At 57.2% G+C, this 23,206-nt stretch carries 26 protein-coding genes, 1 tRNA gene and 1 pseudogene; 13 read left to right on the forward strand and 15 right to left on the reverse strand.

The features are described 5' to 3' along the window. Positions 1–23: 23 nt before the first annotated feature. The 3 genes and pseudogenes from OCA8868_RS16990 to rsmA all read left to right on the forward strand — a co-directional run. A pseudogene (locus tag OCA8868_RS16990) lies at positions 24–1,238 on the forward strand (peptidylprolyl isomerase); the annotation flags it as partial. Further along, positions 1,238–2,197: a 4-hydroxythreonine-4-phosphate dehydrogenase PdxA gene (gene pdxA, locus OCA8868_RS02760; RefSeq protein WP_179214755.1), complete on the forward strand. Its 960-nt coding sequence runs from the start codon at positions 1,238–1,240 to the stop codon at positions 2,195–2,197. The pseudogene OCA8868_RS16990 and the gene pdxA, both read left to right, overlap by 1 nt. Further along, complete coding sequence (gene rsmA, locus OCA8868_RS02765) at positions 2,194–3,033, forward strand: 16S rRNA (adenine(1518)-N(6)/adenine(1519)-N(6))-dimethyltransferase RsmA (RefSeq protein ID WP_093995005.1); 840 nt, start codon at positions 2,194–2,196, stop codon at positions 3,031–3,033. The genes pdxA and rsmA overlap by 4 nt, the downstream gene beginning before the upstream one ends. Positions 3,034–3,163: 130 nt before the next feature. Here rsmA and OCA8868_RS02770 read toward each other — a convergent pair whose 3' ends face one another. The 7 genes from OCA8868_RS02770 to OCA8868_RS02800 form a co-directional block, all read right to left on the reverse strand. Continuing rightward, positions 3,164–3,718 carry a DUF4167 domain-containing protein gene (locus tag OCA8868_RS02770; protein ID WP_093995006.1) on the reverse strand — a complete coding sequence of 185 codons (555 nt, stop codon included), beginning with the start codon at positions 3,716–3,718 and terminating at the stop codon, positions 3,164–3,166. A 196-nt stretch (positions 3,719–3,914) separates the two neighbouring features. Then, positions 3,915–4,739 (reverse strand): peptide chain release factor N(5)-glutamine methyltransferase, encoded by an 825-nt coding sequence (gene prmC, locus OCA8868_RS02775; protein ID WP_093995007.1) that lies wholly within the window; start codon positions 4,737–4,739, stop codon positions 3,915–3,917. Beyond that, positions 4,736–5,791, reverse strand: a complete 1,056-nt coding sequence (gene prfA, locus OCA8868_RS02780; RefSeq protein ID WP_093995497.1) for a peptide chain release factor 1 — start codon at positions 5,789–5,791, stop codon at positions 4,736–4,738. Before prfA ends, prmC begins: the two co-directional genes overlap by 4 nt. Next, positions 5,788–6,243 (reverse strand): DUF1499 domain-containing protein, encoded by a 456-nt coding sequence (locus OCA8868_RS02785; RefSeq protein ID WP_093995008.1) that lies wholly within the window; start codon positions 6,241–6,243, stop codon positions 5,788–5,790. The genes prfA and OCA8868_RS02785 overlap by 4 nt, the downstream gene beginning before the upstream one ends. Positions 6,244–6,267: 24 nt before the next feature. Further along, a complete protein-coding gene (gene speB / locus OCA8868_RS02790; protein WP_093995009.1) occupies positions 6,268–7,215 on the reverse strand; it encodes an agmatinase in 948 nt (315 codons plus the stop codon). Then, entirely contained in the window at positions 7,212–8,171 is a 960-nt protein-coding gene (speB, locus tag OCA8868_RS02795) for an agmatinase (RefSeq protein WP_093995010.1), read from the reverse strand. The genes speB (OCA8868_RS02790) and speB (OCA8868_RS02795) overlap by 4 nt, the downstream gene beginning before the upstream one ends. Further along, positions 8,171–9,352: a M20 aminoacylase family protein gene (locus OCA8868_RS02800; protein ID WP_093995011.1), complete on the reverse strand. Its 1,182-nt coding sequence runs from the start codon at positions 9,350–9,352 to the stop codon at positions 8,171–8,173. Before OCA8868_RS02800 ends, speB (OCA8868_RS02795) begins: the two co-directional genes overlap by 1 nt. Positions 9,353–9,415: 63 nt before the next feature. On the opposite strand from OCA8868_RS02800, the gene mazG reads away from it, so the two are divergent. Together mazG and OCA8868_RS02810 are read left to right on the forward strand one after the other, a co-directional pair. Next, positions 9,416–10,246, forward strand: coding sequence for a nucleoside triphosphate pyrophosphohydrolase (gene mazG / locus OCA8868_RS02805; protein WP_093995012.1), 831 nt, complete (start codon positions 9,416–9,418; stop codon positions 10,244–10,246). A gap of 60 nt (positions 10,247–10,306) precedes the next feature. Beyond that, a complete protein-coding gene (locus OCA8868_RS02810) occupies positions 10,307–10,594 on the forward strand; it encodes a hypothetical protein (RefSeq protein WP_093995013.1) in 288 nt (95 codons plus the stop codon). Positions 10,595–10,676: 82 nt separating this feature from the next. On the opposite strand, the gene OCA8868_RS02815 is transcribed toward OCA8868_RS02810, so the two are convergent. Genes OCA8868_RS02815 through OCA8868_RS02825 form a run of 3 tightly spaced genes read right to left on the reverse strand, consistent with a single transcriptional unit; the run spans position 10,677 to position 13,807 of the window. Next, positions 10,677–12,482 carry an ABC-F family ATP-binding cassette domain-containing protein gene (locus OCA8868_RS02815; protein ID WP_093995014.1) on the reverse strand — a complete coding sequence of 602 codons (1,806 nt, stop codon included), beginning with the start codon at positions 12,480–12,482 and terminating at the stop codon, positions 10,677–10,679. A 40-nt stretch (positions 12,483–12,522) separates the two neighbouring features. Further along, complete coding sequence (locus OCA8868_RS02820) at positions 12,523–13,299, reverse strand: GNAT family N-acetyltransferase (protein WP_093995498.1); 777 nt, start codon at positions 13,297–13,299, stop codon at positions 12,523–12,525. Between the two features lie 46 nt (positions 13,300–13,345). Next, positions 13,346–13,807, reverse strand: coding sequence for an outer membrane protein assembly factor BamE (locus OCA8868_RS02825; RefSeq protein WP_093995015.1), 462 nt, complete (start codon positions 13,805–13,807; stop codon positions 13,346–13,348). A gap of 92 nt (positions 13,808–13,899) precedes the next feature. Here OCA8868_RS02825 and OCA8868_RS02830 point away from each other — a divergent pair, with 92 nt between their 5' ends. The 8 genes from OCA8868_RS02830 to OCA8868_RS02865 all read left to right on the forward strand — a co-directional run bounded on the left by OCA8868_RS02830 (position 13,900) and on the right by OCA8868_RS02865 (position 19,335). After that, positions 13,900–14,454 carry a YceD family protein gene (locus OCA8868_RS02830; RefSeq protein ID WP_093995016.1) on the forward strand — a complete coding sequence of 185 codons (555 nt, stop codon included), beginning with the start codon at positions 13,900–13,902 and terminating at the stop codon, positions 14,452–14,454. A gap of 178 nt (positions 14,455–14,632) precedes the next feature. Beyond that, positions 14,633–14,839 (forward strand): 50S ribosomal protein L32, encoded by a 207-nt coding sequence (rpmF, locus tag OCA8868_RS02835; protein WP_093995017.1) that lies wholly within the window; start codon positions 14,633–14,635, stop codon positions 14,837–14,839. A 28-nt stretch (positions 14,840–14,867) separates the two neighbouring features. After that, positions 14,868–15,950 carry a phosphate acyltransferase PlsX gene (gene plsX, locus OCA8868_RS02840; protein WP_093995018.1) on the forward strand — a complete coding sequence of 361 codons (1,083 nt, stop codon included), beginning with the start codon at positions 14,868–14,870 and terminating at the stop codon, positions 15,948–15,950. 8 nt (positions 15,951–15,958) lie between these two features. Then, entirely contained in the window at positions 15,959–16,930 is a 972-nt protein-coding gene (locus tag OCA8868_RS02845; RefSeq protein ID WP_093995019.1) for a beta-ketoacyl-ACP synthase III, read from the forward strand. A gap of 92 nt (positions 16,931–17,022) precedes the next feature. After that, the gene (gene ihfA / locus OCA8868_RS02850) at positions 17,023–17,322 is read left to right on the forward strand and encodes an integration host factor subunit alpha (protein WP_049834710.1); all 300 of its coding nucleotides are present in this window, start codon (positions 17,023–17,025) and stop codon (positions 17,320–17,322) included. An 11-nt stretch (positions 17,323–17,333) separates the two neighbouring features. Continuing rightward, entirely contained in the window at positions 17,334–18,050 is a 717-nt protein-coding gene (locus tag OCA8868_RS02855) for a MerR family transcriptional regulator (RefSeq protein WP_093995020.1), read from the forward strand. Between the two features lie 67 nt (positions 18,051–18,117). Beyond that, positions 18,118–18,194, forward strand: a tRNA-Pro gene (locus OCA8868_RS02860). Positions 18,195–18,258: 64 nt separating this feature from the next. Further along, entirely contained in the window at positions 18,259–19,335 is a 1,077-nt protein-coding gene (locus OCA8868_RS02865) for a 2'-deoxycytidine 5'-triphosphate deaminase (RefSeq protein WP_093995021.1), read from the forward strand. Between the two features lie 9 nt (positions 19,336–19,344). On the opposite strand, the gene OCA8868_RS02870 is transcribed toward OCA8868_RS02865, so the two are convergent. The 5 genes from OCA8868_RS02870 to OCA8868_RS02890 form a co-directional block, all read right to left on the reverse strand. After that, positions 19,345–19,542, reverse strand: a complete 198-nt coding sequence (locus OCA8868_RS02870; RefSeq protein ID WP_093995499.1) for a hypothetical protein — start codon at positions 19,540–19,542, stop codon at positions 19,345–19,347. Positions 19,543–19,638: 96 nt separating this feature from the next. After that, a complete protein-coding gene (gene scpB / locus OCA8868_RS02875; RefSeq protein WP_093995022.1) occupies positions 19,639–20,301 on the reverse strand; it encodes an SMC-Scp complex subunit ScpB in 663 nt (220 codons plus the stop codon). Continuing rightward, positions 20,298–21,077, reverse strand: coding sequence for a segregation and condensation protein A (locus OCA8868_RS02880; RefSeq protein WP_093995023.1), 780 nt, complete (start codon positions 21,075–21,077; stop codon positions 20,298–20,300). Before OCA8868_RS02880 ends, scpB begins: the two co-directional genes overlap by 4 nt. 32 nt (positions 21,078–21,109) lie before the next feature. Beyond that, complete coding sequence (locus tag OCA8868_RS02885; RefSeq protein WP_093995024.1) at positions 21,110–22,099, reverse strand: glycoside hydrolase family 3 N-terminal domain-containing protein; 990 nt, start codon at positions 22,097–22,099, stop codon at positions 21,110–21,112. Further along, complete coding sequence (locus OCA8868_RS02890; RefSeq protein ID WP_093995025.1) at positions 22,100–23,143, reverse strand: SPOR domain-containing protein; 1,044 nt, start codon at positions 23,141–23,143, stop codon at positions 22,100–22,102. Positions 23,144–23,206 lie beyond the last annotated feature (63 nt).

Genomic DNA, 23,206 nt, shown 5'->3' on the forward strand with positions numbered 1-23,206 from the left:
ACGACCCGACTAGACAAAAAACGAGGACTTCGATGCGCGTTCTAATCTCTGCCATTGCCACAACACTGGCCCTGATGACCCCCACTTACGCGACGGCGCAATTTGCGCCTGTTATTACCGTGAATGACAGCGTCGTGAGTGAATTCGAAATCGACCAGCGCATCATTATGCTGCGCACTTTCCGCACCCCCGGAAATCTTGAAGATCTCGCTCGTGAACAGCTGATCGAAGACCGTCTGAAACTCGAAGCGCTTAACAATGCTGGCCTGCGCATCACCGACGAAGGCCTCCTTGAAGCGATGGAAGAATTCGCAGCGCGCGCGAACCTGTCCTTGGATCAGTTCATCACCGTCCTCGCGCAGTCCGGCGTATCCGAGGAAACCTTCCGCGATTTCGTACGCGTCAATGTCAGCTGGCGCGACTTTATCCGCTCCCGTTTCAGCGACCGCGCACAAGTTTCCGAAGCCGACATCGACCAAGCCTTGGGCCAATCCGGCGGCTCATCCAGAATCGAAGTCCTGCTTAGCGAAATCATCATTCCGGCCCCGCCACCACGTGCGCAAGCGGCCATCGCCACGGCCACGCGTATCGCGCAACTTACATCAACCTCAGCGTTTGAAGCCGAAGCGCGCCGCGTGTCGGCTCTGCCTTCCAGAACCCGCGGTGGTCGCCTCGATTGGCTGCCAATCACCAACTACCCTGCCGGATTGCGTGGCCTACTGCTCGACCTTTCCCCCGGTGAAGTCACAGCCCCAATTCCAATCACAAACGGCGTGGCCTTGTTCCAAATGCGCGGCGTTCGCGAAGTGCCAAGCGCCGCACCAGAACCCGCCGCCATTGAATACGCTGCCTTTTACATCGCCGGCGGCTTGTCTGAAGCAGGCTTGCGCGAAGCCGCCCGTGTCGATGCCCGCGTTGACACCTGTGACGACCTTTACGGCGTTGCTCGCGGATTGCCAGAAGACCAGCTTCAACGCGATGTCCTTCCACCCGCCGAAATCCCTGCAGATGTGGCGCTCGTTCTTGCGTCGTTGGATGCGGGCGAAACCAACTACACGCTCACCCGCGCGAATGGCGAAACGCTGGTGTTCTTGATGATGTGTGGCCGCTCACCAACGCTTGGTGAAGGTGTTGATCGCGAAACGATCCGCTCACAACTTGTGTCCCAGCGTCTAACGACCTACGCCGATGCCTTGCTCGCCGATTTGCGCGCAGCCGCCACTATCTCCTACCCCTGATGCAACCCGTTGCTATTAGCTGCGGCGAACCTGCTGGCATCGGCCCCGAAATCGCCGTCGCCGCATGGGACGCCGTGGGCAAAGACATTCCGATGGTCTGGATCGGCGACCCGACCCACTTGCCAACAGGCACCAAATGGCAGGCCATCACCCGCGCAGCTGACGCAGCAACAGCCAGCGCCTTTCCCGTCCTTGTGCGCGACTTCGGCGCCCCCCGCGTTGCTGGCACCACAAACCCGGCACATGCCGAAGGTGTAATTGCCTCCATCGCGGACGCTGTCTCACTGGTTCAATCCGGTGAAGCCTCGGCGATCTGCACCGCCCCGATCCACAAACAGGCCCTCATCGACGGCGCACAATTCGCCTACCCGGGTCACACCGAATACCTCGCAGCGCTCGCAGGGCGTTCATCGGTTGTTATGATGCTGGCCAGTGAAATGCTGCGCGTTGTGCCTGCTACCATCCATATCCCGCTGGCCGATGTCCCCGAACAGCTCACGGCGGCAACCCTGACAGACACGATCCTCATCACCCACGCCGCCCTGATCCGCGACTTCGGCATCGCCAAACCCCGCCTCGCAGTGGCAGGCCTAAACCCTCACGCCGGCGAAAGCGGCAAAATGGGCCATGAGGAAATCGAAATGATCACCCCCACGCTGGACGCCCTGCGCGCCGAAGGGCTCGATATCGCGGGCCCCCTATCCGCTGACACCATGTTCCACCCAGCCGCCCGCGCCCGCTACGACGTGGCGATCTGCATGTACCACGACCAAGCCCTGATCCCGATCAAAACGCTGGATTTCTCTGGTGGTGTGAACGTCACCCTCGGCCTGCCGTTCGTGCGCACCTCACCTGATCACGGCACCGCCTTTGACATCGCTGGCACCGGAACCGCAGACGCAACATCAATGATCGCAGCCCTGCGCATGGCCGCAAAAATGGCACAGGCCCGCACATGAGCATCGACAATCTCCCGCCGCTTAAACAGGTCATCGACACCCACGGGCTGGCCGCCAAGAAATCCCTTGGCCAAAACTTCCTGCTCGATCTGAACCTCACAGCCAAAATCGCCCGCCTCTCTGGGCGCAACGAAGACCACGACGTCCTCGAAATCGGACCCGGCCCAGGTGGTCTCACACGCGGCCTCCTCTCGGAAGGCGCCCGCAAAGTCCTCGCGATTGAAAAAGACGAACGCTGCCTGCCAGCACTGGCCGAAATCTCCGACGCCTACCCCGACCGCCTGAAAGTCATGAGCGGCGACGCCCTCGACATCAACCCGCTCGACCACCTCACAAGCCCAATCCGCATTGCCGCCAACCTGCCCTACAACATTGGCACCGAACTTCTGGTGCGCTGGCTTACGCCACCAGATTGGCCCCCCTTCTGGGACAGCCTGACCCTGATGTTCCAACGCGAAGTTGCGCAACGCATCACCGCCGAACCGGGCTCAAAGGCCTATGGCCGCCTCGCAATCCTAAGCCAATGGCGCACAGACGCGAAAATCGTGATGAACCTCCCACCGGAGGCCTTCTCACCGCCACCCAAAGTCTCCAGCGCCGTGGTCCACCTAGCAGCCCTACCAGAACCCCGCTTCGCGGCAGACGCCGCAATGCTACAACACGTCACCGCAACGGCCTTCAACCAACGCCGCAAAATGCTGCGCTCTTCACTGAAATCCCTCAGCTCGGACATCGAAGATCACTTGATCGCTGCAGACATCAAACCAACGGACCGCGCCGAACAGATCGACGTGGAACGCTTTTGCGCCCTCGCGCGTAGCCTAAAAGCGGCCTAACCTTTCTTTGGCTTAAAAATACTCCGGGGGAGTCCGCAGGACGGGGGCAGCGCCCCCCTTTGTCGGATTGGCCCAGCCAATTCGACACACACCCAAAACGAAAAGGCCCCCGTTTCCGAGGGCCTCAAAATCATTCCGCTGCTTCTGGTGCGCTGCCACCCTCCGGGGCAACCTCCTCACCCTCTGGCTGTTGGTCCGGTCGCGCTTTTGGTTTGCGTGTGCGGCGTTTCTTGGGTGCCTCTTCAGGTGTTTCCACCAAACCGGACCCAACCTCTTCGGCCTCAACGCCCCCTGCTGCCGCTGCTTCTTCTTGCGCTTTCAAACGTTCGGCGCGTTCACGGTCACGTTCTGCTTGGCGTTCGCGGTTTTGCTTGTCCTGCTCCGCCTGACGCTCGCGCTGTTGCTTTTCTTGCTCTTCACGCTTGGCGTCGATCTCTTTTTGCGCCTCAGCAAGCATACGTGTGTAATGCTCAGCGTGTTGCGCAAAGTTCTCTGCGTTTACACGATCATTCGACAAAACCGCATCGCGGTGAAGTTGGGTATATTTCTCAACGATCTGCTGCGGTGTGCCGCGCACTTTTCCCTCAGGACCGGAGCTGTCAAACACGCGGTTGACGATGTTGCCACCTGATGGACGGTTGTTGTTGCGGTTCTTGTTCCGCGAACGGGATCGAGAAGACTTCATGAAGGTATATCCAGCCTGTTTTTTCTGTCGCTGCCCGGCCTCACCTCATGCGGGACCTATCAAATACAAAAGCAGTGATGTTCTGGCGTTTGTCGGAGACGGGACCAAACGGTCATACTCCATCCGACACATATGACTATGCCGTACAAGGTATTAATCGCAAGTGATTCTACACAATTTTGCGCATTTATAGTGTTTAGAGCGGTTTTTGGCCCACTACGACACGGTCACGCCCGTCCAAATCGGGACGAACCTCTACATTTTGCAATCCAGCGGCCTCAAACATCGCTCTCACGGCCGCGCCTTGGGTCAGCCCGATTTCCACCATCAACCAGCCACCTGCGTTCAAATGCTCCGGCGCACTAGCGGCAATGATACGATAACACGACAGCCCGTCGCCCTCGTCCGTGAGCGCCATGCGGGGCTCGTAGGATAGCTCCGGCGCCAACCCTGCCATTTCATCCGACGCGATATAGGGCGGGTTCGATACGATCAGATCATATGTGCCCTCTACATTTTGGAACCAATCAGAGCGCAGAAAGTTTGCGCGATCTTCGACCGCAAGCTCCAACCGATCAAAATTGCGCTTCGCAACATTCAAAGCGGCCTCAGATAGGTCGGTTCCAAATCCAATCGCATTCTTACGCGCGGCCAACAGGCTAAGCAGGATACATCCCGAACCAGTTCCCAAATCGAGGACACGCTCAAAAGGCTTCTCCAACGCTGCTATCACAAGTGCTTCTGTGTCTGGCCGAGGGTCAAGAACATCGGCGCTCACTTCAAAACGGTGCTCATAAAAATCGCGGCACCCTGTGAGGTGCGACATAGGTTCTCTTTGCGCACGGCGTGCTACCAAGGCGCGAAAATCTTCCACGCGGCCGCCACTCATCGCCTTTTCATAGTCGACATAGCGGCGTGGAAAAGAGGCCTCCCAAAGCTGGCGTGCCTCCCGCACAGGGTTTTCGATGCCGGCTGACTTTAATATCTCTTTGGCCTCAGCCAGCAGATCGGCCTCACTCACTCACCCATCTCCGCCAAAGCTGTCGCCTGCGCATCTTGGATCAAGCCATCAATGACTTCGTCCAAGTCGCCCTGCATCACCGCATCCAGTTTATACAGCGTGAGGTTAATGCGGTGGTCTGTCATGCGGCCTTGCGGGAAATTGTAGGTTCTGATCCGCTCAGACCGGTCCCCGGACCCCACCTGCGCCGCACGATCCGCGCTTCGTTCATCATGCACCTTTTGGCGTTCGGCATCATAAAGCCGCGTCTTAAGCACTTGCATCGCGATCTCGCGGTTGCGGTGCTGTGATTTCTCGGATGACGTCACCACGATGCCCGACGGCATATGGGTAATGCGCACCGCCGAATCCGTGGTGTTCACGTGCTGCCCGCCCGATCCTGACGCGCGCATTGTATCGATGCGGATGTCATTGGCGTTGATCTGAATGTCCACGTCTTCCGCCTCGGGCAACACCGCGACCGTGGCTGCGGATGTGTGCACACGCCCGCCACTTTCGGTCTCAGGGACACGCTGAACACGGTGCACACCGCTTTCATATTTCATCCGCGCGAACACGTTTTGGCCAGACACACGGATGGTCGCTTCCTTGATACCACCAAGTTCGGATTGACTTTCTTCAATAATTTCGAACTTCCAGCCCATGTTTTCTGCGTAGCGATTGTACATTCTCAACAAATCACCTGCGAACAGCGCCGCTTCGTCGCCACCAGTTCCTGGGCGGATTTCGATCAACGCAGGTTTCCCATCGGCGGCATCTTTCGGGATCAACGCCAGCTTCACGGCCTGTTCGGCATCCGGCAAACGCGCCTTCAGGTCTGGCAGTTCCATCTCAGCCAGCTCTTTCATCTCGGGGTCGGCCAGCATCGCTTCGGCCCCCTCGATCTCGCTCACCAATGATTGGTACTCTTGCACGACCTCGACCACGGGGCGCAGCTCGGCGTATTCGCGGCTGACGGCGACGAACTCGTCCCCGCCGATCCCCTCGCCCATGCGGGCCTCAAGGAATTCGAAGCGTTCAGTGATCTGCAACAGGCGTTCATTCGGTATCATGTCTGTGCCTCGCTCAGCTGTGTCAGCCATCCTTCGATCCGGGCGCGGTTCACCCCCATATCGGATTTGCCAAACCGCAGACGGCCCTCAATTTTTAACAGCGGCCCATGTCCGCCCTCTGCCGTGTCGTCCGGCCCTGCCCAGACCGTCGTGTAATCGGGAAAGCCGAACAGGCGGGATCGCGTGATATAGGTCGTCATCCCCTCATCCGGAGAACCCGCCAAACGCGTGGTGCGTGGCGTTGCCATGATCAGCTCATCCAACTGGGAAAGCGTGGCCTCAGGCGCGGGGGCCTTCAACACAATTTGGAACCCTCCCGCCGATTGACGTTGACCGGGTGGTTGCGGGTAAAATGTTTTGTGCCATTGTGTGGCCGTACTCGGCGCAAGACGCACATAAACCGACAGCGCAACAACGGCCCCCAGCAAGCCCAAAACCAAATACTTCAGCATCTATTCCCCTCAGCGCTCAGCGTCTTAGCGGACCTTAACGCCCGGCAAAATGCTCAACATCTCGAACATGATATTGGCCCCCGTGAGCGCCGTGTTCCCCGTCGTATCATAGGGGGGCGAAACCTCAACCAGATCGCAGCCAACGATGTTGAGGCCACGCAGATTGCGGATCAGCTCCATCGCCTGCATTGTGGTCAGCCCGCCAATCTCGGGCGTGCCGGTTCCAGGGGCAAAACTAGGATCGAGGCTGTCGATATCATAGGTGATGTAACACGGCTGATCGCCAATGGACGCAACGATCTCTTTTCCAAGCATATCCAATGGCTTGTGCCACAAACTTGATGCTAAACGTTGGTTGAAACCCCAACCAGCGGCCTCAGTGAAATCCTCAGCCGTGTAGCCCGTACCTCGAAGTCCAATTTGCCATACTTTTGAAGGCTTTATCAAACCCTCTTCATATGCACGGCGAAACACGGTGCCATGTGTCTCACGTTCCCCGAACATTTCATCGTTTACGTCCGCATGGGCGTCCACATGCACCAGTGCAACGGGTCCGTGTTTCTTCGCCATCGCCCGCAAAACCGGCAGGGTCAGCGAGTGATCACCCCCAAGCCCCATCGGAATAATCGGGTGTTTTAAAATCTCGTCGTACTTCGCCTCAATGATTTTCAGCGAGTCCGCCAGCGAGAACGTATTGATCGAAATATCGCCAACGTCCGCACATTGCAGGCTGTCAAACGGCGCCGCCCCTGTCTGGATATTATAAGGCCGGATCATCGCGCTTTCTTGGCGCAGCTGTTTGGGGCCGAACCGTGTGCCGGACCGCCAGCTTGTCCCGATATCCATCGGGATCCCGATGAAGCCCACATCTAGGCCGTCAGCGCTCGGCGCAACAGGCAAACGCATAAATGTTTGCAAGCCCGCGAAACGGGCCAAATCATTGCCGGATACGGGTTGGTTAAAATCGCTCATCGTTTGTTCCACAAATGAAGGCAGCACAGTTCAAACGCCACATGCGCGCCGGCCACTGCGGTAATTCCTGATGCGTCATAGGGCGGCGACACCTCAACCACGTCGCCACCAACCATGTTGATCCCCGCCAAATCGCGCAGCACCGCCGCCGCCTGCCAGTTCGCAAGGCCACCCCAAACCGGCGTCCCCGTCCCCGGTGCAAAAGCCGGATCCAGCACGTCGATGTCAAAGGTCACATAGGTCGGCGCATCGCCGACGATTTCTTTGGCACGCGCCACAGCCCACGCCGCTCCCTTTTCATGCATAGTCCGCGCATCGATATATTCCATGCCAAGATAGTCGTCGCATTCCGTTCGAATTCCAATCTGCACAGATCGTTTTGGGTCAACCAAACCAAGTTTCACCGCCTTATACATAAACGTGCCATGATCGACGCGGTCCATATCATCATCCGCCCAAAGGTCAGAATGGGCATCAAACTGAATGACACTCAGCGGGCCAATCTTCGCGGCGTAGGCCTTCAAAATCGGCAAGGTGATAAAATGATCGCCACCCAGCGTCACCGCCCCCACGTCCGCCGCCAAAATGCCCGCTATATGCGCTTCAATCGCGGCAGGTGTGCCTGCGACATTGGCATAATCAAACGCCAGATCACCGTAATCCGCGATGGCGAAATCGCCCAGCGGATCAAAGCCCCAACCATAGGGCGGATCGTAAGGTTGCAGCGTGCTGGCCTCGCGGATGGCACGCGGACCAAAGCGCGTTCCAGGGCGGTTTGTCACCGCTTGATCAAAGGGCACGCCAGTAACAGCAAGGTCTACCCCCTTCAAATCCTTGGTATATTTGCGCCGCAGGAACGATGTAGCCCCGCCAAAGGTGTTTTCAAACGCGCACCCCTTTAGATCGTCCCGTGTGAACGCCAAATCGACTTGGCCCTTTGCATCTTCCAGCGCCATTACGAACCCTCCCCAGCAGTATCCAACGGCAATGCCCGCTCAGCGATGCGGGCAAAAAACGAGGCCCCATAAGGCGCTGCCGCATCATCAAAGTCAAAGTCTGGCTGGTGCAATCCAGCCGTATCCCCGTTTCCAACAAACAGATACGACCCCGGTGTTTTCTCAAGGAAATAAGCGAAATCCTCGGCACCCATCTCTCGCGTGGCATCATCAACGACGCGCCCTTCGGCGGCGACTTCGCGTGCAACCTCAACCGCGAACTCGGTTTGCGCGGGCGCGTTAATCGTCGCTGGAAACCCTTCTTCGTAGCGCAGCTCGGCCTCAACCCCGAAAGACGCCGCCTGCCCCGCGACGATCTCTGCCATGCGTTTCTTCACCATCGCTTTGACGTCTCTATCAAACGTGCGCACCGTGCCGCCAAGATAGGCCGTTTCGGGAATGATGTTATCCGCCGTCCCCGCGTGGATCATCGTTACCGACACCACCAGATCATTCAGCGCATAGTGATTGCGGCTGACGATTGTGGCCATCGCCTGCCCAATGGACAGTGCAGCGGTGATGGGGTCACGTGTTTCGTGCGGATAGGCCCCGTGCCCACCGACCCCTTTGATATCAACATGAAACGTATCCACCGACGCCATGATCGGCCCCGGCGTGGTGTAAAACTGTCCAACTGGCGTGCCCGGCATATTGTGCAGCGCATAGACTTCCTTGATGTCAAAACGTTCCAACATGCCTTCCTCAACCATCAGCTCAGCACCGCCGCCAGTTTCCTCAGCCGGTTGGAAAATCAACGCAATCCGCCCCTTGAAGTTGCGCGTTTCGGCCAAATACTTCGCCGCTCCAAGCAACATCGTCGTGTGCCCGTCATGCCCACAGGCGTGCATTTTGCCTTCGTTCAAGGACGCCCATTCAGCACCCGTGCTTTCCGTAATCGGCAGCGCATCCATATCCGCACGCAGCCCGATGGTCGGCCCATCCTCCTGCCCGTTAATTATCGCAACCACGCCAGAAATCGCGATGCCTTCATGGATTTCCTCAATCCCGAACTCGAGCAAACGTTCAACCACGAAGGACGCCGTTTCATGACATTGCTGGCCCAATTCAGGGTGCTGATGCAGATGGCGACGCCACTCTGTCATCTCATCGGCGAAGGCGGAAATTCTGTTAATGACTGGCATGGCTGGACCTTAGTTGGCGGGGACAATAGCGTGACTGTGACACCAAAGGAGCCGCCCCACAATATGGCCAACGACACCCTAATCCATTCCACCGATCCCGCCCAACAAATGGACCGCCTTTTGGCAATCATGCGGGCCCTGCGCGATCCTAAAACCGGTTGCCCGTGGGATATAGACCAAACGTTTGCAACCATCGCGCCCTATACGATTGAGGAAGCCTATGAGGTCGCCGACGCGATTGAGCGCGCCGATATGGATGATCTACGCGGCGAGCTGGGCGATCTGCTGTTTCAATCCGTCTTCCACGCGCAAATGGCGGATGATGCGGGGCATTTCAATTTCAGCGACGTGGCCCGCACCATGTCAGACAAAATGGTCGCGCGGCATCCCCATGTGTTTGGCGATGAAAGCAACGCGAAATCTCCTGAACAGCAAACCGCTGATTGGGAAAAAATCAAAGCCGCTGAACGCGCGGGCCGTGACGAAACCCGTACGCTTGACGGTGTCGCCATCGGCCTCCCCGCCCTGCTGCGCGCTGAAAAGCTGCAAAAACGCGCTGCGCGGGTCGGATTTGATTGGCCTGATGTGAAGTTCGTCATCGACAAAATTTCTGAGGAAGCCGCCGAGGTCGTCGAGGCCCGCGACACCCTTTCCCACGAAGAACTGACCGAGGAAGTCGGCGATTTGCTCTTCGTCATGGCCAACCTCGCCCGCCATCTAAACGTGAACCCCGAAGACGCCCTACGCGCTGCCAACGCCAAATTCACACGGCGCTTTGAAGGGGTAGAAGACTTGCTTGCCGCACGGGGCAAGACACCCGCCGACAGTGATCTGGAAGAAATGGATGCGCTGTGGGATGCAGTAAAGGCGGCAGAGAAAAACACTAAATCCTAGGTTGAAACGCAAATGGAACTGTGAACATATTCTTATTAAAATCATGTAATTGGAAAAAAGATGACAACTGTACTTTCTGACCCATTCAACCGAGTGATCAAAACAAGCGCTGCGCTAGCGGTTCTTCTTGGCCTCACCGCATGTGGCGGTCCGCTTGCACCCAACGAATTGCGTTTGGATAATGACGGAAATGGTCGCTTCAGTGGGTCAGCGGGCGCTGGTTGGACATCGCAAGAACTGTATACTCACATTTCTGCATCCTTTTGCGATGGCGCGGACATCGCTGACTTTCAAATCCTCGTGTTAGATGGAGGCCAAGTCGTAAGTGGCCAGTGCGTTCTCGGCTGAGCAGCACCGCAACAAGTTACCAAAATCTAAAGGTGTTCAGACGACGTCCATTTTGACGCATTGGAGAGTTGGCGGCTCGAATCTACCCCGCCGCCTTCTCTTCCAGCATCATCCACTCTTCTTCCGCAGCATCCAGCTTTTCTTGCCGTTCCAGCAAGGCATCCGTCGCCTTTTGGAACTTCACCGGATGGTCGGTGAATAGCGCGGGGTCGGCCATTAGCTCTCCCAGCTTGGCGATCTCGGCCTCAAGGCGTGCTATCACGTTCGGCAGTTCTTCCAGACGGTGTTTTTCAGTAAAGCTCAGCCCCTCTTGCGCCTCCTCCTTAGGTGCTTCGGCCTTCGTTTTGGCCTTGGAAACCTTGGGGGCTGCAACTTCATCTTCCGCGCGTTGGTTGCGGTAATCCGTCCAGCCGCCCGCGTAGGTCACGGCGCGTCCATTGCCTTCCATCGCGATGGTCGTCGTCGCCACGCGGTCAATGAAATCGCGGTCGTGGCTGACCAGCAGCACAGTGCCGGGGTAATCCCCTAGCAAGTCTTGCAACAGGTCCAGCGTTTCGATGTCCAGATCGTTGGTCGGTTCGTCCAACACCAACACATTGGATTCCCGCGCCATGAGCCGCGCCAACAACAGCCGCGCCTTTTCACCACCTGACAGCGAATGCACAGGCGCACGCACCTGCGCTTCGTCAAACAGAAATTCTTTCAGGTAGCCAACAACGTGCTTTGGTTGCCCGCGTACCATAACCTGGTCGGCCTTGCCGCTCACGCCCATGCTCGGGTCTGTGGTCAGGTTATCCCAAAGCGTGGTTTGCGGGTTCAGCTTGGCACGCGCTTGGTCAAACACCGCGATCTCAAGGTTGGTGCCGTGCTTTACGCTGCCCTTGTCTGGCTCAACTTCACCCAGCAACATCTTGATAAGAGTCGTCTTTCCAACGCCGTTCGGCCCGACAAATGCAATCCGATCACCGCGATTAACCGTTAGATCGAACCCTTTAACGATGTCTTTGCCAGCGAAAGATTTATGCAACCCAACGGCCTCAACCACGCGTTTACCGGACGACTGCCCCGCATCCAGCGCCATCGCCGCCGTGCCTTGGCGCTTGATCTGCCCCGCCTTTTCAGCACGCAAATCTTGCAACGCGCGAAGACGGCCTTGGTTGCGGGTACGACGGGCGGAAATACCTTCAACAGCCCACCGCGCCTCTTGCTTGATTTTGCGGTTCAGCTTGTGGCGCTGCATGTCCTCTTCTTCCCAGGTCTTATCACGCCACGCTTCGAAATGCTCGAACCCCTGCTCTTGGCGGCGCACCTGCCCGCGGTCAATCCACAATGTCGCGCGGGTCAGCGCGTTCAGGAATGCGCGGTCGTGGGAAATCAGAACATATCCCGTGCGGGTCTGGGACAACTCGCGTTCCAGCCAACGGATCGCCTCAATGTCCATGTGGTTCGTCGGCTCGTCCAGCAGCATCAAACCCGGCGCCTCGGCCATCAGTTTTGCCAAGGCTGCACGACGGCGTTCACCACCGGATGCAACATTCACGTCGCGGGCCGGATCAAATTTCAGCCCCTCAGCCACGGAATCAACGCGCCACGCATCAGATGGGTCCATGCCGCTGGTCGCGTAATCACCCAATGTGGCGCAGCCTTCCATGCTGGGGTCTTGTTCCATGTAACCAACTGACATTCCGGGTGCTACGACAACACCGCCTGTGTCGACTTCAACCAATCCGGCCATCACCTTAAGCAGCGTCGATTTGCCGGACCCGTTGCGCCCAACAAGCGCAACACGGTCTCCCGGTTGCACGACCAATGACAGGTCTTCAAAAACAGGATCGCCGCCAAATGTGAGGGCGATATCGGTGAGTTGTAAAAGGGGTGCGCGTGCCATGGGGTCTGCTAACTTCGCAGAGGCCTAGGCGCAAGGGCCATCAACCATTCAAAATAGCACGAAGGGCTTTGGCACGAGCCGATGGAATTGCTTCGATCTCGAGGCCTGTGAATACGTGCAGCGTGTTCATCTGTGGGTCGACCACAGCATGATTGCTGACCCATCCCCCCATGCTGAGATAGGTTCTCAACAACGGAGGCAACTGCTCCATCGCCGTTTTTCGTGTCGTAATACCACCCAAACTATCAAGCGGAACGACGTCCTTAGACTTCACAGTCGGCGCCCATGATGCGGGTGCTTGGTGGTTGGCCGACAACAGCGCAAAGGCATCTCGGTATGGCGCGGCGTCCATGCCCATGAATGAGGAACACCCAAATAAAAACCCGATCGCGCGCGCATCAACAATTTTCGCAATCATCCCCCAGGCAATCCGCAGCACGTCTGGGTCTTGAACGTCAGACGAGATGCAAAACCGCCCAAGCTCAAGAACCGGTTGGGTGTATTCAGCGAGGCGTTCAAGACCATAAAACTGCGCAGTATAGCTGTCCGCCAAATCCGCACCCGATGCAGCAAATATCGTGCGAAAGCTACATACGATGTCGCCTACGCTGTTTTCGATCAGCACATGATCACTGCGCGAATCGAATTCGTCCGTTTCAAGACCATTACTGCGGGCGGCCCCGCCTGCATGCTCAATAAAACAACGATGGCGCAGACGTTGGCATCGTTCAAGATTATCTGAGGTAACAGCAAACCGCGCCACATAGCCGCCGCGTTCAAGCACGATACTACCAAGTGCATGGGTGTCTTTGGCCATGTTCAAACTGGCCCCAAAAGGATCGACCTCAGAGCGGCTTTCGCCCTCACCCGTCACCCAGGAAGTCACCAGCGCTGAAGTTACCAATAGACCCGAACAACTGGCGAATGAACGTCGTATCGCGAACGTTGTCTTGCGTCACACGACGCGACAGCGCGACAACATTGCCGTTTTCAAGGCCGAAACGTTCAACATTGCTGACAACACCTTCTTCATCGAAACGGATCGCGACAACTTCGCGTTCGATCTCTTTTGGTTCAAACGGGCCAAAGAAACGGAAACGAGATTGGACGTAGAAAAATCCACCGCCGTTTGTGACGCCACTTGCGGTTGGTGGGCCAACGACATCCGCAACCGTGTCGCGGGTATCAACGCCAACCAGCACTTCAGCCAATTGGTCATCCGTTGGGGCATAGCCATGATTGCGATATAAAGTGGTACAACCCACTGACATCAACAGCACGCATCCGGCTAGTATGGCGCGTGACTTGCGACCTGTGATGTTCATAGTGACCCTCAACCTTTATATCTCGCCTTGGCTTCTATCGGCTTTTAACGCATTTACAGCCAACACGCGACGTTATTCAAGGGTGCCCACAAATGTCTGATCTGCCGACACATCCCATTCGCTTTGCCGACCTTCCTGGGAGAAAGCGTTCTCATTTCACAATTGAGCCCGACGCCAACGGCCGCAAAGCGATCGCGAACGTAATTGATGTGCTGAAAATTCCCAAACTACGCTTTGACGGCGCACTGATTCCCACGGGCAAGCGTGACTGGCGTATTGAGGCGGCGTTAGGCGCAACCGTCAGCCAAGCCTGTGTTGTGACGCTGGAACCGGTCACCACCCGCATTGACGAAGACGTGACGCGCACATTTGCCGCCGAAATCGATATTCCCGACGAGGATGAATACGAAATCAGTGAAGACGACTCAGCTGATCCACTGCCAGAAACGCTGGATCTAATTGATGTGCTTACAGAAGCACTGGTTTTGGCCATCCCCGCCTACCCGCGCAAAGACGGCGCAACGGCAGAAACCATCGGCGTTACCGAGCCGGGCAAAGCCGTGATGACGGACGAAGACGCACGCCCCTTTGCAGGCCTTGCTGCATTGCGTGCTGGCCTCGAAAACAAGCAAGAAACTGACGACTAATCGAGAGGTCTAAAAAAGGTTGCTTATTAGCAAAATGGCCGTATGTTCGCGGCTTCTTTCAGATCACGTCTCGACAGGCGTTAGGTTATGCCCTAAAGCCCCACAAACGCTTTCCTGAAAGCACGAAATTCACGCGGTCCACTTAACACGCAAGGGCCCACTATCCGAGGTTGTCACAATGGCTGTCCCACAGAATAAAATCTCCACGTCCCGCCGGAACAACCGTCGGTCCCACCACGCTCTTGATGGTGCGAACCCGAACGAATGCCCGTCCTGCGGTGAACTGAAGCGTCCACACCACATCTGCCCGTCCTGCGGTCACTACGCAGACCGTGAAGTCATCGCGCAAGCTGATGAAATCGATCTGGACGACGACGCTGCATAAGCACTAGGGTCGCTCAGAAGGGGAACGTATGTCCGCCACTGATCAATCCATTGCCGCACTTGTAATTTCTGTCGACGCCATGGGCGGCGACGAAGGACCCGCGCCAATTGTCGCGGGTCTTGCGCGTTTCTTGGGGGCCAACTCTGACACGCACATTCTGCTACACGGCCCTAAGGCCGAACTCGAACCACTTGTAACGAAAAAGAAAATTGGCGAATCCATTACGTTCGTTGATGCCCCTGATGTCGTTACGATGACGGACAAACCAAGCCACGTCATGCGCCACGGTAAGTCCACATCTATGTGGTCTGCGATCGATTCCGTGCGCAACAAAGAAGCGTCCGTCTGTGTGTCTTGCGGAAACACCGGCGCCCTTATGGCTGTGTCGATGATCCGCCTTCGCAAAGCCGAAGGTGTTAATCGCCCTGCCATCGCCTGCCTATGGCCGTCCCGCAATGAAGCTGGTTTTAACGTCATGCTGGATGCGGGTGCTGACATTCGCGCCGATGAGGAAGACCTTTTGACCTATGCGCTGATGGGCGCGTCTTACGCACGCAACGGTCTGGGCCTGACAAAGCCGCGCGTTGGTCTGCTGAATGTTGGCACCGAAGAGCACAAAGGCCGCGCCGAACTGAAGGTCGCCCATGACATGATCGCCACTGCCGCACCGCGTGGTGATTTCGAATATGTGGGATTCGTTGAAGGCGGCGATTTGCCCGGTTCGCGGGTCGATGTCGTCGTCACAGACGGGTTTACCGGCAATATTGCGCTTAAAACTGGCGAAGGGACCGCAAATTTCGTGTCCGAATCCCTACGCGCTGCCTTCAAGACGACGTGGTTCTCGCGGATTGCCGCCCTCCTCGCAATGACATCGCTGTCTCGCCTCAAGAAAAAGATCGACCCGCGCCGTGTAAACGGTGGGGTTTTCCTCGGCCTTAACGGAACCGTCATCAAAAGCCACGGTAGTGCGGATGCGACAGGTGTTGCAGCAGCTATTGAACTTGCCGCACAGCTCGGGCGTTCGGGTTTCTCTGACAAGCTGGCCGCACGGGTTGCATCAGCCGCAGTGCTTGCCCAAGATGCCCAAACCGACAGCGCGACAAAGGACTAGAAAACCATATGACCATTCGCGCAATCGTTCGTGGCGTCGGCCACTACCTCCCCGAACGGGTCGTTCCGAATTCCTATTTCGAAGAAACGCTCGAAACGACGGATGAGTGGATCACGACACGTTCCGGTATTGAGCGACGTCACTTCGCCGCAGAAGACGAATTCACCTCCGATTTGGGCACGAAAGCCGCGCAAAAAGCGCTTGAGATGGCGGGCCTCGCGCCTGATGACATCGATGCGGTGATCGTTGCCACATCGACGCCTGACCTGACGTTCCCGTCTGCGGCGACAATGATTCAGCAAAAGCTTGGAATGACGCAGGGATTCGCCTTTGACATCCAAGCCGTCTGCGCCGGATTCGTCTACGCGCTGGCAAATGCCAACGGAATGATCGTCGCCGGACAAGCGAAGCGAGTGTTGGTTATTGGCGCTGAGACCTTCTCTCGAATCTTGGATTTCTCAGATCGTGGAACCTGCGTTTTGTTTGGTGACGGGGCTGGTGCGCTCGTCCTTGAGGCGCAAGAAACCGACGGCACAACGCGCGATCGTGGCGTTTTGGGCATCGACCTCAATTCAGACGGCCGTTACCGCGATATGCTGTATGTCGATGGCGGAATGATTAGCAACCAGACCGGCTTTGTCAAAATGCAAGGCAACGCACTTTTCCGCCAAGCCGTTGAAAAGCTTGCGTCAACCGCGGATGCGGCCCTTGTGAAGGCAGGCTTAGGGCACGACGACGTTGACTGGATCGTACCTCATCAAGCCAACATCCGCATCATCCAAGGCACCGCCAAAAAGCTCGGCGTGAGCATGGATAAGGTTGTTGTGACAGTACAAGACCACGGCAACACCTCCGCGGCCTCCATCCCCCTCGCCCTGTCAGTCGGGGTTGAGCGTGGCCAAATCAAAGAAGGTGACCTCGTCGTCACCGAAGCCATCGGCGGCGGCTTGGCATGGGGCGCAGTCGTTCTGCGCTGGTAGCGACAACACGCCTTCAATGTCGCCCTTCAAGTCCTTGTTATTGACTCTGTTTTTACCCTTGGCCTAAGCTCGCGAGAACTCAGGGGGATATAATGACAAATAAGACTTTGACACGCATGGATTTAGCAGACGCCGTTCACGAAGAAGTAGGCCTATCACGCAACGAAAGCGCAGACCTCGTTGAAAGCGTTCTCACGCAAATGTCTGACGCCCTTGCTGGCGGTGACAGCGTTAAAATTTCCTCCTTCGGAACATTCTCCATTCGCGACAAAGCTGCCCGCATCGGTCGTAACCCCAAGACAGGCGAAGAAGTGCCAATCACGCCCCGCCGCGTGCTGAGCTTCCGCCCAAGCCACCTGATGAAAGACCGCGTCGCAGCGGGCAATAAATAAGGACCGCCGGGATGTCCAAATCCCGCGACGCTTTCCGCACGATTTCAGAAGTATCCGATACGCTGGACACCCCAGCGCACGTGCTGCGCTTTTGGGAAAGCAAGTTCAACCAAGTCAAACCCGTCAAACGCGCTGGTGGCCGGCGCTACTATCGCCCCACGGATGTTGACCTGCTTGCGGGTATCAAAAAGCTGCTGCACGACGATGGGATGACCATCAAAGGCGCGCAAAAACTACTGCGTGAACAAGGCGTTAAACACGTGGCCGCCCTTGGCGCTGGCGTTCTGGAAGCGCAAACCGAACTGGCGGAGGCCCCTGCTGAGACTGTTGAACCAGCTGAAACCAAACCTGTAGAAGCTGAAGCGCCGAAAGTGGCCCCCGTGCAGGAGCCTGAAGTCGTGGCTGAGCCAAAGGTAGAACCAGAAGCGACCGTCGAAATCGCCAACGTTGTGCCATTGACCAAAACCCCCGGCCCTGCCCTGACGCTCAACCTCGCGCCAAAAGCAGAGCCAGCCGAGCCCGTTGCCGCTGCAACTGAAACACCCACAGCGACGCCAGAAATGCCGGACGTCCCAGCGGACCCATCCGATGCAGACAGCAAAGCCCCTGCGCGTTTGTTCCATCTGCTGCACAAAGCCCCGCACGACAAAATCGCAGCCCAAGCACAGGCCATCGCGCCGCTGCTTGACCGGATGCAGGTTCTGCGCGACCGCATCAATCTGCGCTAAAGACCCGCAGCCCCGTGCGTTTTTCGCCTTGCCCTGCCACGCATTTGCGATATGACATCCCACAAGTCGGGCTATGGCGCAGCCTGGTAGCGCGTCCGTCTGGGGGACGGAAGGTCGCAGGTTCGAGTCCTGCTAGCCCGACCACTAAAATACGCCCGCCGCGCCCTGCGCAGGTGGGCGTTTTTACACCTAGGATCAAAGGTTTAGAATGAAAAACGGTGTTCTTTCAGACGATCAGATCAGCGCCCTTATTACAAGCGGGGCGATCAGCGCCACAATTCCGTTTGAGGATGGCCAAGTACAGCCCGCCTCCCTTGATCTGCGCCTTGGCAACCGCGCCTATCGCGTACGGGCCTCGTTTCTGACGGGTCGCGGTCAATCTGTCGCCGACCGCCTTGATCAATTCACCATGCACGAAATCGACCTTCAGGGTGGTGCCGTGCTGGAAAAGAACTGCGTCTACGTCGTGCCCCTGATGGAGGCCCTAGTCCTGCCCAAGGGCATGACTGCCGCCGCCAGCGCCAAGTCCTCGACAGGACGCCTCGACCTGCTGACGCGCATCATCACGGACAACGGCGTTGAGTTTGACCGTGTGCCCGAAGGGTATTCCGGCCCTCTTTACGTCGAAATTTGTCCGCGCTCTTTCTCGGTCCTCGTGCAGCCGGGCCTGATGCTGAACCAAATCATCTTTCGCAACGGCAAGACCTTCATCAATGACGAAGACCTCAAGGCGCTGCACGTCAAGACCCCAATCGTGGACGGCGAAGCGGTTATTTCCGACGGATTGGGGTTTTCCGTTGATCTAAAGCCGACCAGCGGTGATCTGGTCGGTTATCGCGCCAAACCCCATACGGGCGTCATCGATCTGTCGCAAATTGCGGCCTATGATCCGGCGGAATACTGGGAAGAAGTGCGCACCAAAGACGGGCATATCATCCTCGATCCCGGCGCGTTTTATATCCTCGTCAGCCGCGAAGCGATTGCCATCCCGCCGGATTGTGCCGCTGAAATGGCGCCCTACATCGCGATGGTCGGCGAATTCCGCGTCCATTACGCGGGCTTCTTTGATCCGGGCTTTGGTTGGGATAGCGCAGGTGGCGCAGGCTCACGCGGCGTGTTGGAAGTACGTTGCCACGAAGCACCGTTTGTTCTGGAACATGGGCAAGTGGTCGGCCGCTTAGTCTATGAACATATGTCACAGACCCCTGCTGCCCTATATGGCCAAGATATCAAGTCAAATTACCAAGGCCAAGGCCTGAAATTATCCAAACATTTCAAGTCCTAAGGGCGCGTCTCAGAACTTGGTGAAGCGGCGCATCATGCGGGTTGCTTGGCGCAATTGGCGTGTCCCGTTCTGACCCTGCTTGTTCAATTGACGCTCCTCGGGGCTCTGCTCGCGGTTCTTGTTGCCAAGATTGCTCGCGGCTTTGATGCCGGAGTTCACGCCCTTATTCACAAGGCGTCGAATGATCATATTCAAGATGCGTTCCATCGGGATCGTCCTTTGCTCGGTTTGCCCTACCATATAGTATCGCGGGCTTATTTCCCAATGTATCTGCGAAAATTCCGGCAAATTGAGGGCAAACGCTTAACTTTCGTCAAACATCTCTGTCTGATCCGTATCGTCCTCGTCACCCTCCTCCTCACCTGCTTCCGCCAGAAGCGGCGCAGGACGGCTTTCCAACAAGCCAGCAGAACGCAACTCCTTAAGACCCGGCAGATCGCGCGCGTTCTCAAGGCCGAAGTGGTCAAGGAAGTCCTGCGTCACAACAAACGTCACCGGACGGCCTGGCGTCATACGGCGACGACCAAAGCGGATCCATTCCAATTCAATAAGCTGATCAATCGTGCCGCGGCTGACGGACACGCCGCGAATTTCTTCTATCTCCGCGCGGGTGACGGGCTGATGATAGGCCACAATCGCCAAGGTCTCGACAGCAGCACGGCTAAGCTTGCGTGTCTCAACCGTTTCTTTTTGCATGAGAAATCCAAGATCAGGCGCTGTTCGCAACGCCCAAGCATCGCCAACCTTCACCAAAGACACGCCGCGCCCTTCATAACGTTTACGCAGATGCACCAGCGCCTCAGCAGGATCGCACCCATGGGGCATCCGGCCCGCCAATTCAGCCACCGTACACGGGTCCGCTGTGGCAAACAGGATCGCCTCAACCATGCGTTCCTGCTCGCCCATGGGCGGCGCTTCAAACAGGCTTTCTTCGCTCTCTGGCGCGTCTGTGGCTTGCTCGCTCATCGCTCTTTGTTCCTGATCTGAATGGGCGCGAATATATCGCCCTGACGTATTTCAATTTTGCCTTCTTTGGCCAATTCCAGTGACGCCGCAAAGGTCGATGCGGTGGCGGATCGCCGCTTAACGGGGTCCAATTCCCAGCCTTCCGGCAGATAGGACAGGATATCGGTCCACTCTCCAGCGAACCCGATCAGCCCGCGCATCCGGCCCAAGGCTTCCTCCATCGTGAAGACTTTTTCGCGGTCCATCACGAAGGGGCGGAACTCGTCCTTTGTGCGAATGCGGGCATAACCCTGCATCAAGTCCAGCAGCGTCGCCGTATAGGTGACGCGCCGTGTACGTGTGACGTCCTCAGTAATGCCACGGGCAAAGAAATCACGCCCCAGCTGATCCCGCGCCATCAATTTCGCCGCCGCATCGCGCATGGCGGCCAGTCGTTCCAACTGAAACGCAAGGTGCGCAGCGAGTTCTTCACCCGATGGCCCCTCTTCTGATGGGTCAGGGGGCAACAACAAGCGGGACTTCAGAAACGCCAGCCACGCCGCCATCACCAGATAATCCGCCGCCAATTCAAGACGCAGATCGCGGGCTTTGTGAATAAACGCAAGGTACTGTTCGGCCAGTGCCAGCACCGAAATCTGTCTTAAATCAACCTTTTGGGTGCGCGACAGGGTTAACAGCAGGTCAAGCGGCCCCTCAAACCCGTCCACATCAACGATCAACGCTTCCGCCGCGAGGCGCTCGTTCACGTCGGTTGAAAAGATGGTCGCGTCAGACATGAAACCCTTAAAGTCAGGCCCACACAGGGAGCCTAGTTCAGTAGGTCGTCAAATTCCTCTGACAAGGCGGTAATGTCAACGGGCACAGGCGTTTTGCGCATCGCAAGAGCCGCTTCTGCGCGGGCTTGTGCTGCGTCGGTCATCTGTCCCGCCGCTTCGCCGACCTGAACGATTTCCGCCGCTTTGCCACTGGAATGCAAAATCACATCACAGCCAGCGGCAATAGATGCGCGGCTGCGCTGCGCTACGTCCCCCGATAGCGCCTCCATTCCGATGTCATCGGTCATCAGCAAGCCCTTGAAACCAATGTCATTTCGAATGACATCCATCATCATCCGGCTTGTCGTCGCCGGTGCGCTGTCATCAATATCTTCAAAGACAATATGCGCAGTCATCCCCAGCGGCATGTCACCTAGCGCCTTGAACGGCGCAAAATCCTCGCGTTCCAGATCTTCACGGGAGGCCGTCACGGTGGGCAAATCTTTGTGGCTATCTACCGTCGCACGCCCGTGCCCGGGGATATGTTTTACAATAGGCAGCACCCCACCCTGCAAGTGCGCATCAGCAACCATGCGGCTGGCATCCATTACGGTTTCAACGTCACCACCATAGCAGCGATTGCGCAGAAACGGGTGCGTCAGCCGTGCGGTGATATCAGCGCAAGGCGCACAGTTGCTATCGATACCGACCTCGCGGAGTTCTTGGGAAATCAAACGGTAACGTATCCACATCGCCCGCATCGGATCAGACGCAGTATCCATTTGATCAAGGGGTGGCAACCATTCACGCCAATGCGGGGATCGCAAGCGCTGCACACGCCCGCCTTCTTGGTCCACGGTGATAACCGCGTCATGTCCTGCCGCTTCGCGCAGATCATCCGTCAGGCGTTTTAGCTGATCAGGGTTTTCAACATTGCGTGCAAACAGGATAAACCCGAACGGCGAATACTCACGAAAATAGGCGCGTTCCCAATCTGTAATCTCGGGGCCTTCTGGCCCAAAGATCGCGGCACCGAATTTCATTTAACGCACCACAACCGGAATACAGGCCGCACCTTCAGCCGACATCGCCGCGCAGAAACGTCGCGCATCGCTAAGGTCCGCAAACCCAGTCGCACGAAGCCTAAAGAACGTGCGCCCGCCGGATGTCGCCTGTTGGATAACCTGTTCTTTTCCTGCAAAGAAATCGGGGAACCGTGCCGTCATGCGCACCCATTCGGTTGCTGCAATATCCGCACTGTCAAACGCGCCAAGCTGAACCAGTTTTGTACCAACTGGCAGGGTCGCTGTCGTCACCTGCCCTGTAATAGGCGTTGCGACATTGGTCGTTGTCGCCGCTGCTGGCACCACTGCCGCCACCGCCGGACGGTTGGCCGGACGCGATGCAGGACGTGGTGAGCGGCGCACACCAGGCACCGCATCAGGGATCAAATCTGGGTTTACAACAACACCATTCACCGCCACTTCAATCGGCGCAGTTTCGCCCTCGGACAGGTCGGTCATCGGCGCTACACCGGCTGCAATCTGGTCGGCCAACGCAAGCACATCTTCCACTGTCAAAGGCGTGGATGGGTCAACAGGTGTGGCAAGTGCGGCCACTTGTTCTGTTGCCACCGCGCTTTCTTCTTCGAGTGTTTCGTCAATCGGTAAGGACGCTTCAACCGCTTGGCCCAAACGGTCTTGCGGCGCATCCTCTGCAGCCACAACCTCAACCGCTTCCGCAGTTGGCGTTACTTCCAAATCTTCTGCTTGCAAGGACACATTGCTCGGCGCCAGCACCAATCGGTCCTCAGGTTCAGCAGCACCGCCAATTGCGGGCACCGAATTCACTGACAACCCGACATGATTGGCAATCTCGCCACCGGGATTTTCTGGTGCCACACGCATCTCACCCTCAAGCGCCCGAACAACCGGAACACCTGTTACGTCGCGCATCAAAAGCTTGTAACCCCAGATGCCAACACCACCGATCAGCGCCACCGAAATGGCCGCCGCCGCAACGTTAACGTATTTGCCTGCCGGAATCCCTACACCGCCCCCATTAGGGCCTGCTGTAAAATCTGCCATGTGTCTGCCTCACTGGACGAGTTTACCCCGCCACCAATTTTAACGCCTCTTGGCTCCAGACAC

Source organism: Octadecabacter ascidiaceicola (genome assembly GCF_900185015.1).
GTDB lineage: Bacteria > Pseudomonadota > Alphaproteobacteria > Rhodobacterales > Rhodobacteraceae > Octadecabacter > Octadecabacter ascidiaceicola.

Coding starts and splice junctions, on each gene's coding strand:
- OCA8868_RS02785 (WP_093995008.1), bottom strand. CDS start 6,243: ATGCTGAAGTATTTGGTTTTGGGCTTGCTGGGGGCCGTTGTTGCGCTG.
- speB (WP_093995010.1), bottom strand. CDS start 8,171: ATGGCGCTGGAAGATGCAAAGGGCCAAGTCGATTTGGCGTTCACACGG.
- OCA8868_RS02885 (WP_093995024.1), bottom strand. CDS start 22,099: ATGAAATTCGGTGCCGCGATCTTTGGGCCAGAAGGCCCCGAGATTACA.
- prfA (WP_093995497.1), bottom strand. CDS start 5,791: ATGATACCGAATGAACGCCTGTTGCAGATCACTGAACGCTTCGAATTC.
- OCA8868_RS02820 (WP_093995498.1), bottom strand. CDS start 13,299: ATGGCCAAAGACACCCATGCACTTGGTAGTATCGTGCTTGAACGCGGC.
- OCA8868_RS02845 (WP_093995019.1), top strand. CDS start 15,959: ATGACCATTCGCGCAATCGTTCGTGGCGTCGGCCACTACCTCCCCGAA.
- scpB (WP_093995022.1), bottom strand. CDS start 20,301: ATGAGCGAGCAAGCCACAGACGCGCCAGAGAGCGAAGAAAGCCTGTTT.
- ihfA (WP_049834710.1), top strand. CDS start 17,023: ATGACAAATAAGACTTTGACACGCATGGATTTAGCAGACGCCGTTCAC.
- plsX (WP_093995018.1), top strand. CDS start 14,868: ATGTCCGCCACTGATCAATCCATTGCCGCACTTGTAATTTCTGTCGAC.
- speB (WP_093995009.1), bottom strand. CDS start 7,215: ATGAGCGATTTTAACCAACCCGTATCCGGCAATGATTTGGCCCGTTTC.
- OCA8868_RS02865 (WP_093995021.1), top strand. CDS start 18,259: ATGAAAAACGGTGTTCTTTCAGACGATCAGATCAGCGCCCTTATTACA.
- rpmF (WP_093995017.1), top strand. CDS start 14,633: ATGGCTGTCCCACAGAATAAAATCTCCACGTCCCGCCGGAACAACCGT.
- OCA8868_RS02800 (WP_093995011.1), bottom strand. CDS start 9,352: ATGCCAGTCATTAACAGAATTTCCGCCTTCGCCGATGAGATGACAGAG.
- OCA8868_RS02825 (WP_093995015.1), bottom strand. CDS start 13,807: ATGAACATCACAGGTCGCAAGTCACGCGCCATACTAGCCGGATGCGTG.
- rsmA (WP_093995005.1), top strand. CDS start 2,194: ATGAGCATCGACAATCTCCCGCCGCTTAAACAGGTCATCGACACCCAC.
- OCA8868_RS02880 (WP_093995023.1), bottom strand. CDS start 21,077: ATGTCTGACGCGACCATCTTTTCAACCGACGTGAACGAGCGCCTCGCG.
- OCA8868_RS02830 (WP_093995016.1), top strand. CDS start 13,900: ATGTCTGATCTGCCGACACATCCCATTCGCTTTGCCGACCTTCCTGGG.
- OCA8868_RS02810 (WP_093995013.1), top strand. CDS start 10,307: ATGACAACTGTACTTTCTGACCCATTCAACCGAGTGATCAAAACAAGC.
- OCA8868_RS02890 (WP_093995025.1), bottom strand. CDS start 23,143: ATGGCAGATTTTACAGCAGGCCCTAATGGGGGCGGTGTAGGGATTCCG.
- OCA8868_RS02815 (WP_093995014.1), bottom strand. CDS start 12,482: ATGGCACGCGCACCCCTTTTACAACTCACCGATATCGCCCTCACATTT.
- OCA8868_RS02870 (WP_093995499.1), bottom strand. CDS start 19,542: ATGGAACGCATCTTGAATATGATCATTCGACGCCTTGTGAATAAGGGC.
- pdxA (WP_179214755.1), top strand. CDS start 1,238: ATGCAACCCGTTGCTATTAGCTGCGGCGAACCTGCTGGCATCGGCCCC.
- OCA8868_RS02770 (WP_093995006.1), bottom strand. CDS start 3,718: ATGAAGTCTTCTCGATCCCGTTCGCGGAACAAGAACCGCAACAACAAC.
- mazG (WP_093995012.1), top strand. CDS start 9,416: ATGGCCAACGACACCCTAATCCATTCCACCGATCCCGCCCAACAAATG.
- OCA8868_RS02855 (WP_093995020.1), top strand. CDS start 17,334: ATGTCCAAATCCCGCGACGCTTTCCGCACGATTTCAGAAGTATCCGAT.